Here is a 16,404-nt window from a genome sequence, read left to right on the forward strand (position 1 = left end):
CCCCGTATAACCGAAATCGGTCCCGAACGTGAGCCCCCAAATTTCACCCCCCCCGGACGGTCGCAGTCTGTCCGCCGCTTACAGCCTCTTCTTGAAGCCGAGATGGCTCTGGCCGTAGCCGAGCCGCGCATAGAAGCGGTGGGCGTCGGTGCGCGCCTTGTTGGAGGTAAGCTCGATGAAGGGCGCGCCCGCCTCGCGCGCGACGCGTTCGGCGTGAGCCATCATGGCCGCGCCGATTCCCTGTCCGCGTGTCGCTTCCGCCACCTGGACGCTCTCGACCTTGGCGCGCAGCCCGCCGCGACCGGTAATGGTGGGGATCAGGGTCAGCTGGAAACTGCCCAGCACGGTTTCGCGCTCCATGGCCACGAACAGCGTACAATCCGGGGAAGCGGCAATCCGCGCAAAAGCCGCCTCATAGGCGGGGCGGGTAACCTCGCTCCAGTGATCGCCGTGACCGCCGGTCCGGTCTGCCGCATGCAGGCCGATGATCGCCGGGAGGTCCGATGCCTGCGCTTCGCGGATGAAAAGGGTCATGGGCTGATCTTCCGTTTCGCGAACAGCCTTGCTGCAACGCTGACTTTACGGCAAGACCGATTCTCGTGCGCATGATATGCGCGATCACTCCCGGTCCTCGAGTCCGGGAGTTCAATCGTGCCCATCGAGAGCCAGATCGTCGCGATGGATCATGGTATCGCGCCCGCTATAGCCGAGCAGATCGGCGATCTCGCTGCTGCGCCGACCGGCCACGCGCGCGGCATCGCCGTGATCGAAGGCGACCAGCCCGCGCCCGAGCAGGCGTCCTTGCGGATCGCAGATCCTGACGGCGTCGCCGCGCGCGAATGCACCTTCGACACGGGTGACGCCGACCGGGAGCAGGCTCGCACCCTTGCGCAGGGCCTGCGCTGCGCCTTCATCGACATGCAACGTGCCGCGTGATTCGAGGCTGCCGCCGATCCAGGCCTTGCGCGCCGTGGTCGGTGTGGCGGCGGTCAGGAACCAGGAGCAGCGCGCGCCCTCGGCAATGCGGGCGAGCGGGTTCTTCACGCGCCCGTCGGCGATGATCATGTGCGCGCCGGCCTGGGTGGCGATCTTGGCGGCCTCGATCTTGGTGCGCATGCCGCCGCGCGAAAGCTCCGAGGCCGCGCCGCCGGCCATCGCCTCGATCTGCGGGGTGATCCGCGCGATCACCGGCAGGTGCTGCGCCTGCGGGTCGCGCGCCGGCGGCGCGCTGTAGAGCCCGTCGACATCGGAAAAGAGCACCAGCAGATCCGCGCCGATCATCGCCGCGACGCGGGCGGCGAGGCGGTCATTGTCGCCGTAGCGGATTTCGTTGGTGGCGACGGTGTCGTTTTCGTTGACGACGGGGACGGCCCGCAGCTCGAGCAGTTTGGCGATGGTCGCGCGCGCGTTCAGATAACGCCGGCGCTCCTCCGTATCGCTGAAAGTGACGAGAATCTGCCCTGCCCGCACACCATGATGACCGAGCATTTCCGCCCAGACGCGCGCCAGCGCGATCTGCCCCGCCGCCGCCGCCGCCTGGCTCTCCTCCAGCCGCAGGGCGCCGGCGGGAAGGTCGAGAACGGTGCGCCCGAGCGCGATGGCGCCGGAGGAAACGACGAGAACCTCGTTGCCGCGCGCATGCAGATCGGCGATATCCTCCGCAAGCGATGCCAGCCAGGCCGCATTCAGGCGTCCGCGCGCGTGATCGACCAGCAGGGCCGAGCCCACCTTGATGACGACGCGGCGAAACTGGTCGAGGGAGGGTGTCATCGCAGGTTTCCGGGCGCATGATGCAGTGCCGGAGGCTTTGCCACCATTGTGTGGTTGGTGGCAAGGGTTACCTCGTCAAGGGCTCGCTGATGCGGACTTCCTGCCCCCATGGGACTGCGGAAAGCCCGTTGCGCGTTCTCGCGAGAGACATATAATGTTACAACAATAATCGATGCGGTAACTTTTTTGTAGTAACGGTAATGGTGAAGATTGCCTTCGATGCATTCAAGCGGCTGACCACGCTCGTGGAACGGGGTCTCGATATCGCCGACGCTGCCGAGGTGTTTGAAGGCGATCACCTGACAGTGGAGGATGATCGTTTCGAGTATGGCGAGTCGCGTTACATCACTGTCTGGTTTCTGGCAGGCCGGATGGTCGTTCTCGTCTGGACGCCACGTGGCGAGGCATGAAGGATCATCAGCATGAGGAAGGCCAATGACCGAGAACAGAAAGCCTATGCCCCCCGATTTCGATGACGACGCACCGGACCTGTCGGCACCCGAATGGCAGGAGAAGTTCACGAAGGCAAAGGTGCAACGGGGCCGACCGAAAGCCGCCAGGACCAAGGTGAGCACGACGATCCGGCTCAGTCCGGAAGTGCTCGAACATTTCCGGGCCGGTGGCCCCGGCTGGCAGAGTCGCATCGACGAGACGCTGCGCAAAGCCGTCCGCCTCGACCGTCGCTGACCAGATTTTAGAAAAAGCTCTGCGGATCGATATCCACCTGCACGCGGATATCGCCGCGCGGCTTGGGGGCACTCGCGAGCCAGTCGCGGATGAAGCTCTGGAGATCGAAGTCGCGGGCGCTCTTCAGGAGCAGGCGGTAACGGTAGCGGCCCCGGATCAGGATGATCGGCGCCTCTGCCGGGCCGAGCAGGGTGAGGCGGGGATCGCGCAGATCCATGGTATGGGCCGCGCGGGCAAGGGCGCGGGCATGCGCCTCGGCTTGCTCGCGGTGGCGTGAGGAGATGATCAGCGAGGCGAGGCGCCCGAAGGGCGGCAGGCCGGCGAGCCGGCGGTTCTCGGTCTCCTGCGCATAGAAGCGCTCGGCATCGCCGGAGATCAGCGCCGCGATCACCGGATGGTCGGGCTGATAGGTCTGTACCAGCGCCCGCCCGGCCTTTTCGCCGCGCCCGGCGCGTCCTGTCACCTGTTGCAGGAGCTGGAACGTACGCTCCGCCGCGCGCGGATCGCCCGATGAGAGCCCGATATCGGCATCGATCACGCCCACGAGCGTCATGCCGGGGAAGTTGTGCCCCTTGGCCACGAGCTGCGTGCCGATGACGATGTCGCATTTGCCCTCGGCGATATCGGCGAGCTCGCGACGCATGCGCTCCGTGCCGCCGGGAAAATCGCTCGACAGTGTGATGGCGCGCTTGCCCGGAAAGCGCGTGGCGACCTCTTCCGCAATGCGCTCCACGCCCGGCCCGCAGGCGGCCAGCGCATCCACCGTGCCGCAAGCCTCGCAGGCGCTGGGCCGGCGCGCGACATGGCCGCAATGGTGACAGACGAGGGCGCGGCGGAAACGGTGATCGACGAGCCAGGCCGAGCAATTGGGGCATTCATAGCGATGTCCGCAGGCGCGGCAGAGGGTGAGCGGGGCATAGCCGCGCCGGTTGAGGAAGATCAGCGCCTGCTCGCCGCGCGCCATGGTCTCCTCGATAGCCGCGGCGAGCGGCGGCGAGATCCAGCCATCGCCCTCGGGCTTGTTGTCACCCTTGCCGTCTTTCTTGCCGCCCGCCTTCACCCCGCGCAGATCGACCGCCGTGATCGCGGGAAGCCTACGCCCGCCATAGCGTTCGGGCAGGACGAGATGCCGGTAGCGTTCCTGCGCGGCGTTGACGCGGGTCTCGATCGTGGGCGTGGCTGAGGCGAGCACGACCGGGCAGCCATTGATGCGCCCGCGCACCACCGCCATGTCGCGGGCGTGATAATGCACCCCGTCTTCCTGTTTATAGGCGGCTTCGTGCTCTTCATCGACGACGATCAGCCCGAGATCGGCATAGGGCAGGAACAGGGCCGAGCGGGCGCCGGCGACGACGCGCACCTCCCCCGCAGCGAGCCCGGCATAGAGCTTCTCACGCTTTCGCCCGGTCACGCCGGAATGCCATACGGCGGGGCGCACCCCGAAGCGCTGCGCAAAACGATCGAGGAATTGCGCGGTGAGCGCGATTTCGGGTACCAGGATCAGGCTCTGCCGGCCCTCGCGCAGCGTCTCGGCCACCGCCTCGAAATAGACCTCGGTCTTGCCCGAACCGGTGACGCCTTCGAGCAGGAAGGCGCCGGCGTCATGCGCCGCGACCGCCTCGCGCAGGCTGCGCGCGGCGGCATCCTGGGCCGGGCCGAGCTGCGTCACCGCGTGATCGGGGTCGGGCGGCGGAAACAGGTTTTCCTGCGGCATCACGCAGGTTTCGAGCGTGCCCTCGTCGACGAGCCCGTCGATCACGCCGCCGCTGACGCCGGCGGCGCGGGCGAGATCGCTCTTCGAATAGAGAAGCCCGCCCCCGGCAGCGGCGATGACGCGATTGCGCGCCGGCGTCATCCGCTTTGGCGGCGGGCCGGCCAGGCGCACGCCGACGCGAATCGCCTCGCCACGTTCCTCGTCCGGACGCTTGAGCGCCATGGCGAGGACCGAGCCACGCGGAGCGAGCGTCCAGCGCGCCACCCAGTCGAGGAAGCTGCGGAGATTGTCGGAGAAGACCGGCCCGCCGGCGGGTTCGATCACCTGTTTGAGATTGCCCGGATCACCTTCCCGCAGGCCCCAGACAACGCCGATCGCCTCGCGACGCGGCCCGAAAGGCACACGCACCTGCTCGCCGGGGGAGAGCACCATTCCGGCGGGCACGGCGTAGCTATAGGCGGTATCGAGGGCGAGCGGGATGATCACGTCGGCTACACGTCGCGCCGGCGCCGCCGTCGCGCCGATCGGTGCCGTCCCGGTTGTCGCAAAGGTGGTCATCAGTACAGTGATGCCACCGCCATGCGCGCAGGCCAAGGGTGATGAAGCGCGTTTTCATGCGCGATGACGCATGCAAGCGGCTTCTGGCCGCTCAGCATTCCGCGAGCCCGCAGGCACGGACATTGGCCACCGCCTCGCCGAGCCGCTCGGGGCCGACCGCGCCGGAGATGACGGCGTCGCCGATCACCCACGCGGGTGTGCCCGTGAGACCGAGATCATCTGCGAGTTCGAAATTCCTGGTGAGGATGTCGCGCACGCGCGCGCTGTTGGCATCGGCTTCGAGCCGGTCGGGATCGGCCCCGAGCTCGACGGCGAGGCGCGCAGCATTGTCGCCATTGGCCTGGCCGCGGATGCGCATCAGCTGCATGTGGAAGTCGCCTGCGGTCTCGTTGTCGAATTGCTCCATGGCGGCAAGGCCGACGCGCGCGGCGTCGAGCGAACCCTGGCCGAGAACGGGGAAGTCCTTGAGCACGACGCGCAGATCCGGGTCGAAAGCGATCATGGCCTCGACGTGCTCCAGCGCGCGCTCGCAGAAGCCGCAATTATAGTCGAAGAATTCCACCAGCGTGACGTCGCCGTCGGGGTTGCCCATGACGATGTCGTCGCCCCCGTAGAGCGCATCATGCGCCTCGCTCAGGGTCTGCGTGCGCCGCGCATCCTGCTCCGCCGTTTCGCGGCGCTCAAGCTCGGTGATCATCTCGCGGATGATTTCGGGATTCTCCAGAAGATATTCGCGCGTGATCTCGACGATCGCCGCGCGCTCGTCTTCCGAGAAGGCGGGCTGGGCCTCGGCACGGGGGAGCGGCAGCAGCAGGGCGGCGAGCGAGAGCGTGGCGAGGCCGCGCAGGAAACAGGTCATGGTTCATCCTTGTATCATCGTGCCGGCGCCCTGTCGTCGAGGCCGGCTTCGTCGCGCCTCAGCGCATGTGACGGGGTGGGACGTAGTCGAAGATATCCTTGGCGCGCAACCATTCGGGCGTGCCTTCGACGAGCGAGTTCATGGCGCGATGCGCCTGATTCTGGGCGTTGCGGATGTCGCCAGCGTAGAAATAATGCTGCGCGATGGCGAGTTCCGCCCGTCCGACCTGGCCGGTGCGGCCATAGGCCATGGCCAGCGGGCGATAGGCGTCCGGTGATTCGGGCTCGATGCGGATGGCGCGGCGCAACTGATTGATCGCCTCTTCGAGGCTCGTCCCGTCCCCGATCGCGACCAGCGCCTGGCCGTAGAGCGTGCGCATCGGCGCGGCATCCGGCGCGAGACTGACGGCGCGCCGCAACGAGGAGACCGCTTCCTGCGGGCGCGCGCTCTCCAGAAGGATCTGGCCGCGCAGCTCGTGGAAATGAGGGTTGTTCGGCTGCGTCCCGAGCAATTCGTCCATCAGGCCGATCGCATCACGCATCCGCCCGGAGCGATGCGCCACGATGGCGCGGGCATAGCGCGAGGCCAGAGAATTGTCGCTCGGCGGGAAGCGGCGCAAGACCGTCTCCGGGCGCTCGACGAAACCGGAAATCTTGGCACGGGCGAGATCGTGGCGGCGCTGCAGGGCCGGCGGATCGGTGCGATTGCGATGCGGGCTCTCGGCGGCAAGGCGTTCCAGCTGGGCGATGCGCTCGCGCGGCAGGGGATGGCTGATCTGATACGGGTCGAGGCTGGAGCGAAACAGTGATTCGTTGGCGAAGCGCTCGAAAATGCGAATCATCCCTATCGGCGACTGGCCGGTCGCATGCAGAAAGCGCACAGCGGCCTGATCGGCGGCCATTTCTTCCGAGCGTTGATAGGCCAGCAGCGAGCGCCGCGCGATCTCGCCACCCCCCATGGCGATACCGGCCCCGCCAATCCCGGGTTCGCCCACGCCACCGCGCGCGCTGCCGACGGCTGCTGCGCCGCCGAGCAGCATCGAGGCGATGGAGAGCACCTGCGCGTTCCGGATCTCCTGACGCAGCCGGGCCAGATGGCCGCCATGGATATGGCCAGCCTCATGGGCGATCACGCCGATCAGTTCGTTGGGTGTCTCGGTATGCAGGATGGCACCGAGATTGATGAAGATGCGCTGGCCGTCCGCGACGAAGGCGTTGAACGAGGTATCATTGACGAGAATGATCTCGCCCGCGCCACCGGGAATGCCCGCAGCGCCGAGGATGGGGGCCGCGTAGTCACGCATCAGCCCTTCGAGCTCGGCATCGCGCACGATGGTGAACGAGCCCTGCGCCAGCGCCGTGCGCACCGGGAGCAGGCTCGCCAAAGCGAGGGCGAGGCTGAAGACGAGCATGGAAAACGCCGTCGCGCGCGCGGCTGCCGCGACCTCGTCGGCGGGAAAACGGCGTAGCATGGGATACGTCACCGGCATTCATTCCAGATAATGGGGCGCACGCCCGATCAGGTTACTATGGCTGACGGGTGAGTGTGGTCAAATCCGGGCGCTGCGGTCAAATCACACAGGCGTGCGCAGGATACCGGGGCGCCCCGCCGCCCTGCAGCCTTGTCGCGAAACCCGGCCCATGCCATCCCTCCCGCATGAGCGGGCGAAGGAGCGAGATCATGCGGGTGGAAAGCCTGACCGGAACGGCCCTGGATGCGGCGCTCGATGCCGTCGCGCGGCTGCGCATCACCGTCTTTGCCGATTTTCCCTATCTGTATGACGGCGATCTCGCCTATGAGCGGCTTTATCTGGAAAGCTACCGGCAGAGCCCGCGTGCGGTCCTCGTCGGCGCCTTCGACGGCGATACCCTCGTCGGCGCAGCGACGGGCACGCCGCTTGCCGATCACGCCGATGATTTCGCGCAAGCCCTTGCGGGAAGCGGGCTCGATCTCGACCACGTGTTTTACTGCGCCGAATCGGTGCTGTTGCCGCAATGGCGCGGGTACGGGATCGGGCACCGCTTCTTCGATCTGCGCGAGGACCATGCCCGCGACCACGGTTTCAGTCACAGCGCCTTCTGCGCCGTGATCCGCCCCGGGGATCACCCATCCCGCCCGGCGGATTACCGCCCGCTCGACGATTTCTGGCGCAAGCGTGGCTACGCGCCACTGCCCGGCGCCATCGCCCATTTCTCGTGGAAGGATGTCGGCGAGGCCGGAGAAACCCGTAAACCATTGCAATTCTGGATTCGCAGCCTCTGACCCGCCATGGCGCGCGCAGTTTACCATTGCGTGACGTATCTGCGCTACCATGGCATCTGAAATGCATCTCAAGCGGTTTCGTCGCGGATTAGCGCGGATCACCGCCTTTGGGATCTGCGGCCCCGTTCCGGGGCGCCACCGGGAAGAAGGAGCCTGCGCTCATGGAATGGGTATTGCTGGCCATCGTCGTCGCACTCGTGGTCTGGGCGATCGTCATCTATAACGGCCTCGTCGCGATGCGCCAGCGCACCACGCAGGCCTTCGCCGATATCGACGTGCAACTGCGCCAGCGCCACGACCTGATCCCCAATCTGGTGGAGACGGTGAAGGGCTATGCATCGCACGAGAGGGAAACCCTCGACGCCGTGGTCAAGGCCCGCAACGCGGCTGCGAATGCGCATGGCCCGGCGGATCAGGCTGCGGCGGAAAATATACTCAACGCCACGCTGGGGCGCCTCTTCGCTCTCGCGGAAGCCTATCCCGATCTCAAGGCCAATCAGAACTTCCTCGCCCTGCAGAGCGAATTGTCCAATGTCGAGGACAAGCTCGCCGCAGCCCGGCGCTTCTTCAACAATGCCGTGGCCGAATACAACGCTGCGATCGAATCCTTCCCGGCGGTGCTGTTCGCCGGCTCGATCGGCTTTTCCGCGCGCGAATATTTCGATATCGGCGAAGACAAGCGAGAGACGCTGCAGACAGCACCGGAAGTGAAATTCTGATCCATAGAATGCGATCCGGGGCGCGGCTTTTGATCACCGCACCCCGCGACGGCGCCGGAGGATGATGCGGTGTTTCCCGCTTTTGGTCTCTATTCGCATATCCAGGCCAATCGCCGCCGCTCGATCGCCCTGCTTCTGGGCCTGTTCTTCCTCGTCTACGTGATCGTCTTCGCCGGCGCGCTGGCCCTGCGCGGCATGGGTGAGGGGCAGTTCGACAGCCTCTCGATGAACTTCCGCGGCGCCTATGGCGACATGCTCTATGCTGCGCCGTTCGCGACGATCGCGGTGCTGGCCTGGATTTTCATCGCCTATTTCGGCCACCAGAAGATGATCGACGCCGTCACCGGCGCGCATGCGGTCAGCCGCCAGGACGATCCGCGTCTCTATCGCATGCTGGAGAACCTGTGCATCTCGCGCGGCATGACCACGCCGAAGCTCAAGATCATGGAGACGGACGCGCTCAACGCCTTCGCCTCGGGCCTCGAGGAGAAGCAATACACCATCACCCTCACGCGCGGCCTCATCGAGCGCCTGGAGGATGACGAGATCGAGGCGGTGATCGCACATGAACTCACGCATATCCGCAACGAGGATGTGCGCATGATGGTAATCGCGGTGATCATCGCCGGCGTCGTCTCCTTCACCGGGGAAATGCTCTTTCGCTCCCTGCGCTATGGCGGGCGGATGCGCCTTCTCACCGGCGGCATGCGGCGCGGCGGCGGACGGGGCGGCGGACGTGCCGGGGGCGGTGCGGCTGTCGCGCTGCTGGTCGCCGCCGCGATCGTGCTGGTCGCCTGGCTGCTCTCGCTGGTGATCCGCTTCGCCCTGTCGCGCTCGCGCGAATATCTCGCCGATGCCGGGGCGGTCGAACTCACCAAGCGTCCGGATGCGATGATCTCGGCGCTGCTCAAGATTTCCGGGCGTGCGGAGATGCCCAGGACGCCGTCAAGCATCATGGAAATGTGCATCGAGAATCCGCGCGTCGGCTTCACCGCACTGCTGGCCACCCATCCCGCGATCGAGGATCGCGTCGCGGCGCTGGAGCGCCATGCCGGCGGACGGCGCCCGTCACCGGAGAAACTCACCCTGCGCCCCAGCGCGGCGGAGTTGCTGGCACGGGAGCAGGCGGCACAGGAGAAGGCGGCAGACGGCGCGCAGCAGGGCGAAGGCAACGCACCGCCCTTCCCACCCACACCCTGGAGCGGCCTGCCCGGCATGCCCGGCTCCGGATCGGGCAGCGATGGCAACGGCAATGCCGCACCGACGCCCTGGAGCGGTGACAGCCCCTGGAGTAAGGGCGGCGACTGAGCCGGCCTGCGACCCGAATATCGAAAAGCGGCAAGCGCGCTTTCGCAATTGCCCATCGCCTCTCGGCATACCGACCGCTAATCTGCCGGCAGACAGCGCGCGAAGCGTTCAGGGAGGATCGTCATGTCGAAAAATGCACTCGTTACCGGCGCGGGAACCGGCGTCGGCCGCGCCGCAGCCCTCGCCCTTGTCCGTGACGGCTGGGACGTCACCCTGACGGGGCGCCGCCCGGAGCCGCTCGAGGCGGTCGCCGAGGAAGTCCGCGCGCTCGGCCGCGAGGCGCTGGCCGTCTGCGCCGATGTCGGCGATCCGGCTTCCGTGGATGCCCTGTTCGAGGCGCACAAGGCGCGCTTCCCGCGTCTTGATCTTCTCTTCAACAATGCCGGCACGGGCGCTCCCGCCGTTCCCGTCGAGGATCTGCCCTTCGAGAAATGGAAGGCCGTGGTCGACGCCAATCTGACGGGGACGTTTCTTTGCGCGCAATGGGCGTTCCGGATCATGAAGGCGCAGCGCCCCCGGGGTGGACGGATCATCAATAACGGGTCTATTTCGGCCTATGCGCCGCGCCCCAATTCGATCGCCTATACGGCAACGAAACACGCCGTTTCCGGCATCACCCGCACGCTCTCCATGGATGGCCGCAAATACGATATCGCGGTGGGCCAGCTCGACATCGGCAATGCCGAGACTGATCTCGCCAAGCGCATGGCAGATGGCGTGTTGCAGGCCGACGGCTCGACAAAGGCCGAGCCGTTGATGGATGCGGAACATGCCGGCAACGCGGTGGCGCATATGGCGAGCCTGCCGCTTGACGCCAATGTGCTGTTCATGACGGTGATGGCGACGAAGATGCCCTTCATCGGGCGCGGCTGACGGCGCGACGGGCCGGCTCGGTTTCAGCCCAGGCCACCCTCCTCCGGCTCCGCGATGCCATAGAGCATCACGGCGGTGGAGATCGCCAGATTGAGGCTGTCGGCGCGGCCCACCATGGGGATGCGCACGAGATGCGTGCAGGCGCCGGCAATCGCATCCGTAATCCCGGCCTGCTCGTTACCCATCACCACGAGATGCGGCGCGGGCGCATCCACCTTGCGGTAATGCATGGTCGCCGGCAGCGCGGTCCCGATGACGGCGCCCGGCCAGCGGGCGCAAAGAGTGAGGAAATCCGCCTCCGATCCGGCAAAGACCGGCACCGCGAAGATCGAGCCCATCGAGGCGCGCACCGCCTCCACCGAGGCCGGATCGCAGGTCTCGCCGATGAGCAGCACGCCCCCCGCGCCCACTGCATCGGCGGTGCGGATGACCGTGCCCAGATTGCCCGGATCGCGCACCCGGTCGAGCGCCACGAAGACGCGCGCGCTACCGGGGTCGATCGCGTCGAACCCGCGCTCCACCCAGCGGAAGGCGGCGACGACGGATTGCGGATTGTCTTTGCGCGAGATCTTGGCCAGCACCGTGTCGTTTGTCTCGATACAGGTCCCGCCCGCAGCGAGACAGGCTTCCCGCAGCCGCGCAATGATCGCGCGTTCGCGCCCGTCACGGTGATAGATCAGGATCTCCGGCGCCTGTCCGTTATCCAGCGCCTCGACGATGGTGCGCGCACCCTCCGCGAGGAACAGCCCGGATTCGCGGCGCTCCTTGCGCTGATGCAGGGCGCGCAGTTGCTTGACCAGCGGATTGGTCAGGCTGACGATCTCGCGCACGCCGCCGGCTGCGTCCGTCATCATGCGCCCCCGCCCGGGGGCACCCAGCGCGCATAGAGCGAAGTGGACATCCGCCGCCCGCCGGCCTTGTCGCGCACGACGAGCTCGCCCGAATCGATCTCCCCGCCGCGCGCGCCGAGATGGTCGCGCATCACCTCGTGCAGGGTGAGGAAGGACAGCCTCACGGCATAGGCCGTGAGGATCATGAAGCTCGGCTTGTTCGAAAGCAGCTTCGTGCAATCCGAGACGAGCCCGGGCAGCATCTCGAACAGGTGCCAGACCTCGTTATTCGGCCCGCGCCCGTAGCGCGGCGGATCGAGCAGGATGGCGTCGTAGGTGTTGCCGCGACGCAATTCGCGCTGCACGAACTTCACCGCATCATCGCAGATCCAGCGGATCGGCTTGTCGTCGAGCCCCGACACAGCCTGGTTCTCGCGGGTCCAGGCGATCGCTTTTTTGGAGGCGTCGACATGGGTGACCTTGGCCTCGGCGCGCGCGCAGATCAGGCTGGCGACGCCGGTATAGCCGAACAGGTTGAGCACGGATAGGGGGCGCCGATCGGCTGCTATGCGTGCCTCCATCCAGCGCCAGTGCTCGATCTGCTCGGGAAAGATGCCGACATGGCGAAACGAGGTGGCGCGCAGGCGGATATCGAGATCCATCACCTGCATGGACCAGTCGCCGAGCCGGCCCTTGCGGTACTGCCAGGCCCCCTGCTCGGCATCTTCCTTGGCCTCGAAGGCGGCGTCCGCCTGCTTCCACTGGCCGGGATCGCTCTTCTCCCAGATCGCCTGTGGCTCGGGGCGATCAAGCACGACGTTTCCAAAGCGCTCCAGCTTGCGGCCCGCGCCGGTATCGATCAGGCGGTAATCGTCCCAGCCGTCGGTGATCAGGAGTTCGGCGCGATCCGCGCGCGGGGTGTCTTTCGGCATATTCTGCATGCCCTGTCGATAGCCGGGCCGGCGCGGCTTGACCAGTCTCTTTTGCCGATCGGGCTTTGGCGAAAGCCACGCGGCGCGCACTCTTTGCCGCCACAGGCGCACCGTCTAGGCTCGGCTTGAAGAAACCAAGGGAAGCCAGCCATGATCCACGTCGTCGCCATCATCACGGCAAAGCCCGGCAAGCGCGAGGAAATCCTCGCAGCGTTCCGCGCCAACATGCCCGCCGTCCATGCCGAGGAGGGCTGCATCGAATACCAGCCCGTGATCGACGCATCGGGCTTCTCCTTTCAGACGGCGATCGGCCCGGATACCTTCATGGTGATCGAGAAATGGTCGGGCCCGGAGACGCTGAAGGCCCACGCCGCAGCGCCTCACATGGCCGCCTATGCAGCGAAAGTGAAGGACCTGATCGCCGACCGGCGCGTCCATGTGCTGGAAACGGCGTAGGCCGGCACATCAACCGATGAGCCGCGCCGCCGTGCGTTCCTGCAGCTCCGCGAGCGTCAGCCCCGCCACCATTTCGCGAACCGCGAAACCATCGGGGGTGACGTCGAGCACGGCGAGATCGGTGTAGATCCGCTTGACCACCCCCGGCGCCGTCAGCGGATAGCCACAGCGCTCGACGAGGCGCGGCCGCCCGTCGCGGGTATTGTGCTGCATGATCACCCAGATGCGTTTCGCGCCCGCCGAGAGATCCATGGCGCCGCCGACGGCGGGGGCCATGTCGCCGTCACCGGTCGACCAATTCGCGATATCGCCATTCTGCGCGACCTCGAAAGCGCCGAGCACACACAGATCGAGATGCCCCCCCCGGATGATTGCAAAGCTGTCGGCCTGGTGCACGTAGGAGCCGCCCTTGCGCAGGGTGACGCGCTGCTTGCCGGCATTGATCAGCCACGGATCGTCCTGCTCGGGCGTCGGCGCGGGGCCCATGCCGACGATACCGTTCTCCGAATGGATCACCACCTCGCGGTCATCAGGCACGTAATCGGCGATCATGGTGGGCATGCCGATGCCGAGATTGACGTACCAGCCCTCGGGAATGTCTTCGGCCACCCGGGCGGCCATTCCCTTGCGGTCGAGGGGTTGCCATGCGGTGATGCGGGTCTGCGCGGTCTCGCTCATGAATTACTCTCCCTGCGCTTCGCGCGGCGCGTGCAGCACCCGGTCGACATAAAGCCCCGGTGTGCCGATCATGTCGGGGGCTAGTTCGCCGAGATCGCGGATATGGTTGGTCTGGGCGATGGTCAGCTTCGCCGCCGTGGCCATGACCGGATTGAAATTGCGCCCGCTCGCCCGGTAGGTGAGATTGCCCCAGCGATCGGCCTCCCAGGCCTCGACGAGGGCGACGTCGCCGGGCAGCGCGTATTCGAGCACGTAATCGCGCCCGTCGATCCGGCGCGTCTCCTTGCCCTCGGCGAGTTTGGTGCCATAGGCGGTGGGCGTGAAGAAGGCGGGAATGCCGGCACCGGCGGCGCGCAGGCGCTCGGCCAGCGTGCCCTGCGGCACGATTTCGAGGGCGATCTTTCCCGCAGCATAGAGCTCCTCGAAGACGACGGAACCGGCGCTGCGCGGATAGGTGCAGATGATCTTGCGCACCCGCCCGAGTTCCATCAGCCGCGCGAGCCCGGCGCGCCCGGTTCCCGCATTGTTGGAGACGACAACGAGATCGCCCGCGCCGCTCTCGATCAGCCCCTCGATCAGCGTATCCGGCTGGCCGACCGAACCGAATCCGCCGATCAGGATGGTGGCTCCGTCGGCGATGCCGGCCATCGCCTCGGCGAGGGTGGGAACTGTCTTGTCGATCATGGCGCCCGGTTCTCGTTGACGGCCGCTTCGCGCGGCGGCCTCCGGACGCATAGTGATCGAGGCGTGCGGCGCTGTCGACGCGCCGCACGCACAGCCGCCTTTGGTGTTTTGCCGAAGGCGGCGCGGCGCGTCGTGCGATCAGCTGCGCGAGGGATAGATTCCGTACATCGCGATGCAGAAATTCAGGCCGAGGAAAGGCTGCATGATGCCGAAGGGCTGGCTGCCGCCGGCCATGCCGGTGGTGCCATGGATATGCCCGCCGGCGAGATCGACGGCGCTGCCGGAGGGATCGGCGTAGGCCCTCACAGCGCTTGCGCTCAAACCACTCGGAGCATTCGCTGCCGCTAAACCCTTCCCGGTTGAAGGATTCTGATCCGTCGCCGGGGTATCCCAGGCTTGCGTCGATGCGCTCATCGTGCCGGCATCATGGCTGTGGACCGGCATGTTGACCTGCGTCAGCGTCACCTCGTTTGTTCCACCGTGCCAGCCGAGCTGGATCGGGGAGAGACCGGGCCCGTGTCCGACGCCGGTGGGCGCCCGGCCGCGCAGATCGGGCAAGGCGAAACTCGTATGCCCGTCACCGCCATAGGTTGTTCCGATCAGCGAGAACAGGGCCTGGTTCTGCGAAATCGCGATCAGCTGACCCGCGCAGAATGACCAGTTCTGCGGGGCGAAATCCGGTGCCCAGATCATGATCATGCTGATAAAGGGTTGATCCATCATCGTCTCCCGTGTGTCGACAGGCGCCGGCAGCGGCGCAGGCAAGGCAATCTGGCGAGCAAGCCGAATCAGCCTGCGCCACCGTCATGACACAACCATAGAATGCTATAGTTGCAAAATTTTTAATTGCGCAATATCAAAAGTTTTATTCAGCTTCATTATAAAGTATTTGGTTTTTGTCAAGAAAGGCAATTTTATATTGTTGTTCATGACTTCAAGACGATTCAGTGGCTTGGCATTATCAGTGATCTGGTCCATTCTGGATTGCAGTTTCTGGAAGCTGACGCGATTCGCCGTTTCGGTCGCAGATCGGCCCTGTGCGATTCCGGCCACCGGTAAGGCGCCGCATGGGCCCCTGAAGGTCGGGAGCGGTTGCAAGATGCGAGCCGGGCATCGTGACCGGCCTGTTCTGTTGCGTGCGGCGCCCGCTTGCCGGCGGCGCGATTGAGGAGATGAGCCATGGCATTGCGGCCCCACCCATCCGTGAAGGCGCAGGATCTGCTGCGATCCACCGCTCCGGCGGACATGCCTGGCGAATCGTGCAGCCTGCCGGGCGCGTTCCCCCGCGCGGCGTTCAATCTGGCGCTGGAGCCGCGCATCATGTTCGATGCCGCCGGCGCCGCCACCTATGCCGATACCGCCGAGGATGGCGATGCAGAAACCGGCGAGGCGGTCACGCAGGATGAGGCCGCAGAGCCGGAATTCGTCTTCATCGATTCCGGCATCGCCGACGCACAGGCCCTGATCGATGCGGTCGGCGACGCTGCGGAAATCGTCATCCTCGACGGCGATTCTCCAGCCCTGACCCAGATCGCCGATCATCTTGAGGATCGCTCGGATCTCGGCGCCGTCCACATTCTCAGCCATGGCGCCAATGGCGCCTTGAAATTCGCCTCCGGGGTGGTCGATTCCGGCAATCTCGCCGATTATGCCGATGATCTTTCCCGTATCGGCGCCGCCATGACCGAGGGTGGCGATATCCTGCTTTATGGCTGCTTCGTCGCAGCCGACGGCGAAGGCCAGGCCTTCATCGATGCCATGGCGGGGAAGACGGGCGCTGATATCGCCGCCTCGATCGACCCGACCGGTGCGGATGAAGCCTCCGGCGACTGGGTGCTGGAACATGCGACAGGGCCCATCGCCGAGAGCGAGATCACGGCGCTTCTTGCCGCATCGGAATTCAATGATGTGCTGACGGGGCCAGTGGCAGGGACAATGGACTTCGGGTCAAGCGAGGACTTGCTTGGACAAGGAGCAGATGTTGCCGTCGATGCGTCTGCGTCATCACTTCTCAACGGCTTCGATGTCAGCGCTTCCTTCCGCATTTTTCAAGCCTTGGGCGCCAATCCACCCG

The 16,404-nt window shown here is 66.0% G+C and carries 18 protein-coding genes; 8 read left to right on the forward strand and 10 right to left on the reverse strand.

Annotation, left to right across the window (positions count from 1 at the left end):
• Positions 1–78 precede the first annotated feature (78 nt).
• Together VKP01_RS02035 and proB are read right to left on the reverse strand one after the other, a co-directional pair.
• Positions 79–534 (reverse strand): GNAT family N-acetyltransferase, encoded by a 456-nt coding sequence (locus VKP01_RS02035; protein WP_324409969.1) that lies wholly within the window; start codon positions 532–534, stop codon positions 79–81.
• Between the two features lie 111 nt (positions 535–645).
• Positions 646–1,770, reverse strand: coding sequence for a glutamate 5-kinase (gene proB / locus VKP01_RS02040; protein ID WP_324409970.1), 1,125 nt, complete (start codon positions 1,768–1,770; stop codon positions 646–648).
• A 200-nt stretch (positions 1,771–1,970) separates the two neighbouring features.
• Between proB and VKP01_RS02045 the strand changes: the two genes are divergently transcribed.
• Both VKP01_RS02045 and VKP01_RS02050 read left to right on the forward strand, forming a co-directional pair.
• Positions 1,971–2,180: a BrnT family toxin gene (locus VKP01_RS02045; RefSeq protein WP_324409971.1), complete on the forward strand. Its 210-nt coding sequence runs from the start codon at positions 1,971–1,973 to the stop codon at positions 2,178–2,180.
• A gap of 25 nt (positions 2,181–2,205) precedes the next feature.
• A complete protein-coding gene (locus VKP01_RS02050; protein WP_324409972.1) occupies positions 2,206–2,457 on the forward strand; it encodes a BrnA antitoxin family protein in 252 nt (83 codons plus the stop codon).
• A gap of 7 nt (positions 2,458–2,464) precedes the next feature.
• On the opposite strand, the gene VKP01_RS02055 is transcribed toward VKP01_RS02050, so the two are convergent.
• The 3 genes from VKP01_RS02055 to VKP01_RS02065 form a co-directional block, all read right to left on the reverse strand.
• Positions 2,465–4,729, reverse strand: coding sequence for a primosomal protein N' (locus tag VKP01_RS02055; protein WP_324409973.1), 2,265 nt, complete (start codon positions 4,727–4,729; stop codon positions 2,465–2,467).
• A 91-nt stretch (positions 4,730–4,820) separates the two neighbouring features.
• Positions 4,821–5,588, reverse strand: a complete 768-nt coding sequence (locus VKP01_RS02060; protein ID WP_324409974.1) for a DsbA family protein — start codon at positions 5,586–5,588, stop codon at positions 4,821–4,823.
• 58 nt (positions 5,589–5,646) lie between these two features.
• Positions 5,647–7,071, reverse strand: a complete 1,425-nt coding sequence (locus VKP01_RS02065) for a M48 family metalloprotease (RefSeq protein WP_324409975.1) — start codon at positions 7,069–7,071, stop codon at positions 5,647–5,649.
• A 197-nt stretch (positions 7,072–7,268) separates the two neighbouring features.
• Here VKP01_RS02065 and VKP01_RS02070 point away from each other — a divergent pair, with 197 nt between their 5' ends.
• The 4 genes from VKP01_RS02070 (at position 7,269) to VKP01_RS02085 (ending at position 10,750) form a co-directional block, all read left to right on the forward strand.
• Complete coding sequence (locus VKP01_RS02070; protein WP_324409976.1) at positions 7,269–7,850, forward strand: GNAT family N-acetyltransferase; 582 nt, start codon at positions 7,269–7,271, stop codon at positions 7,848–7,850.
• A gap of 161 nt (positions 7,851–8,011) precedes the next feature.
• Entirely contained in the window at positions 8,012–8,569 is a 558-nt protein-coding gene (locus tag VKP01_RS02075) for a LemA family protein (RefSeq protein ID WP_324409977.1), read from the forward strand.
• A gap of 69 nt (positions 8,570–8,638) precedes the next feature.
• Complete coding sequence (locus tag VKP01_RS02080; protein ID WP_324409978.1) at positions 8,639–9,877, forward strand: M48 family metallopeptidase; 1,239 nt, start codon at positions 8,639–8,641, stop codon at positions 9,875–9,877.
• Positions 9,878–10,000: 123 nt separating this feature from the next.
• Positions 10,001–10,750: an SDR family oxidoreductase gene (locus VKP01_RS02085; protein ID WP_324409979.1), complete on the forward strand. Its 750-nt coding sequence runs from the start codon at positions 10,001–10,003 to the stop codon at positions 10,748–10,750.
• A gap of 23 nt (positions 10,751–10,773) precedes the next feature.
• On the opposite strand, the gene VKP01_RS02090 is transcribed toward VKP01_RS02085, so the two are convergent.
• Positions 10,774–11,604 (reverse strand): RNA methyltransferase, encoded by an 831-nt coding sequence (locus VKP01_RS02090; protein WP_324409980.1) that lies wholly within the window; start codon positions 11,602–11,604, stop codon positions 10,774–10,776.
• Positions 11,601–12,512, reverse strand: a complete 912-nt coding sequence (locus VKP01_RS02095) for a class I SAM-dependent methyltransferase (RefSeq protein WP_324409981.1) — start codon at positions 12,510–12,512, stop codon at positions 11,601–11,603. Before VKP01_RS02095 ends, VKP01_RS02090 begins: the two co-directional genes overlap by 4 nt.
• Positions 12,513–12,662: 150 nt before the next feature.
• Between VKP01_RS02095 and VKP01_RS02100 the strand changes: the two genes are divergently transcribed.
• Entirely contained in the window at positions 12,663–12,968 is a 306-nt protein-coding gene (locus VKP01_RS02100; RefSeq protein ID WP_324409982.1) for a putative quinol monooxygenase, read from the forward strand.
• A gap of 9 nt (positions 12,969–12,977) precedes the next feature.
• Here the strand turns inward: VKP01_RS02100 and VKP01_RS02105 are convergent, their stop codons facing one another.
• The 3 genes from VKP01_RS02105 to VKP01_RS02115 all read right to left on the reverse strand — a co-directional run bounded on the left by VKP01_RS02105 (position 12,978) and on the right by VKP01_RS02115 (position 15,050).
• Entirely contained in the window at positions 12,978–13,622 is a 645-nt protein-coding gene (locus tag VKP01_RS02105; protein WP_414706493.1) for a 3-oxoacid CoA-transferase subunit B, read from the reverse strand.
• Positions 13,623–13,649: 27 nt separating this feature from the next.
• Positions 13,650–14,330, reverse strand: coding sequence for a 3-oxoacid CoA-transferase subunit A (locus VKP01_RS02110; protein ID WP_324409984.1), 681 nt, complete (start codon positions 14,328–14,330; stop codon positions 13,650–13,652).
• A 138-nt stretch (positions 14,331–14,468) separates the two neighbouring features.
• Positions 14,469–15,050 carry a phage tail protein gene (locus tag VKP01_RS02115; protein ID WP_324409985.1) on the reverse strand — a complete coding sequence of 194 codons (582 nt, stop codon included), beginning with the start codon at positions 15,048–15,050 and terminating at the stop codon, positions 14,469–14,471.
• 459 nt (positions 15,051–15,509) lie between these two features.
• Between VKP01_RS02115 and VKP01_RS02120 the strand changes: the two genes are divergently transcribed.
• Positions 15,510–16,404: DUF4347 domain-containing protein (locus tag VKP01_RS02120; protein ID WP_324409986.1), on the forward strand; the 895-nt coding region annotated here is incomplete at its 3' end.

Origin of the sequence: Saliniramus sp. (assembly GCF_035311605.1) — a bacterium.
Classification (GTDB): domain Bacteria; phylum Pseudomonadota; class Alphaproteobacteria; order Rhizobiales; family Beijerinckiaceae; genus Saliniramus.

Coding starts and splice junctions, on each gene's coding strand:
- VKP01_RS02035 (WP_324409969.1), bottom strand. CDS start 534: ATGACCCTTTTCATCCGCGAAGCGCAGGCATCGGACCTCCCGGCGATC.
- proB (WP_324409970.1), bottom strand. CDS start 1,770: ATGACACCCTCCCTCGACCAGTTTCGCCGCGTCGTCATCAAGGTGGGC.
- VKP01_RS02045 (WP_324409971.1), top strand. CDS start 1,971: ATGGTGAAGATTGCCTTCGATGCATTCAAGCGGCTGACCACGCTCGTG.
- VKP01_RS02050 (WP_324409972.1), top strand. CDS start 2,206: ATGACCGAGAACAGAAAGCCTATGCCCCCCGATTTCGATGACGACGCA.
- VKP01_RS02055 (WP_324409973.1), bottom strand. CDS start 4,729: ATGACCACCTTTGCGACAACCGGGACGGCACCGATCGGCGCGACGGCG.
- VKP01_RS02060 (WP_324409974.1), bottom strand. CDS start 5,588: ATGACCTGTTTCCTGCGCGGCCTCGCCACGCTCTCGCTCGCCGCCCTG.
- VKP01_RS02070 (WP_324409976.1), top strand. CDS start 7,269: ATGCGGGTGGAAAGCCTGACCGGAACGGCCCTGGATGCGGCGCTCGAT.
- VKP01_RS02075 (WP_324409977.1), top strand. CDS start 8,012: ATGGAATGGGTATTGCTGGCCATCGTCGTCGCACTCGTGGTCTGGGCG.
- VKP01_RS02085 (WP_324409979.1), top strand. CDS start 10,001: ATGTCGAAAAATGCACTCGTTACCGGCGCGGGAACCGGCGTCGGCCGC.
- VKP01_RS02090 (WP_324409980.1), bottom strand. CDS start 11,604: ATGATGACGGACGCAGCCGGCGGCGTGCGCGAGATCGTCAGCCTGACC.
- VKP01_RS02095 (WP_324409981.1), bottom strand. CDS start 12,512: ATGCCGAAAGACACCCCGCGCGCGGATCGCGCCGAACTCCTGATCACC.
- VKP01_RS02100 (WP_324409982.1), top strand. CDS start 12,663: ATGATCCACGTCGTCGCCATCATCACGGCAAAGCCCGGCAAGCGCGAG.
- VKP01_RS02110 (WP_324409984.1), bottom strand. CDS start 14,330: ATGATCGACAAGACAGTTCCCACCCTCGCCGAGGCGATGGCCGGCATC.
- VKP01_RS02115 (WP_324409985.1), bottom strand. CDS start 15,050: ATGGATCAACCCTTTATCAGCATGATCATGATCTGGGCACCGGATTTC.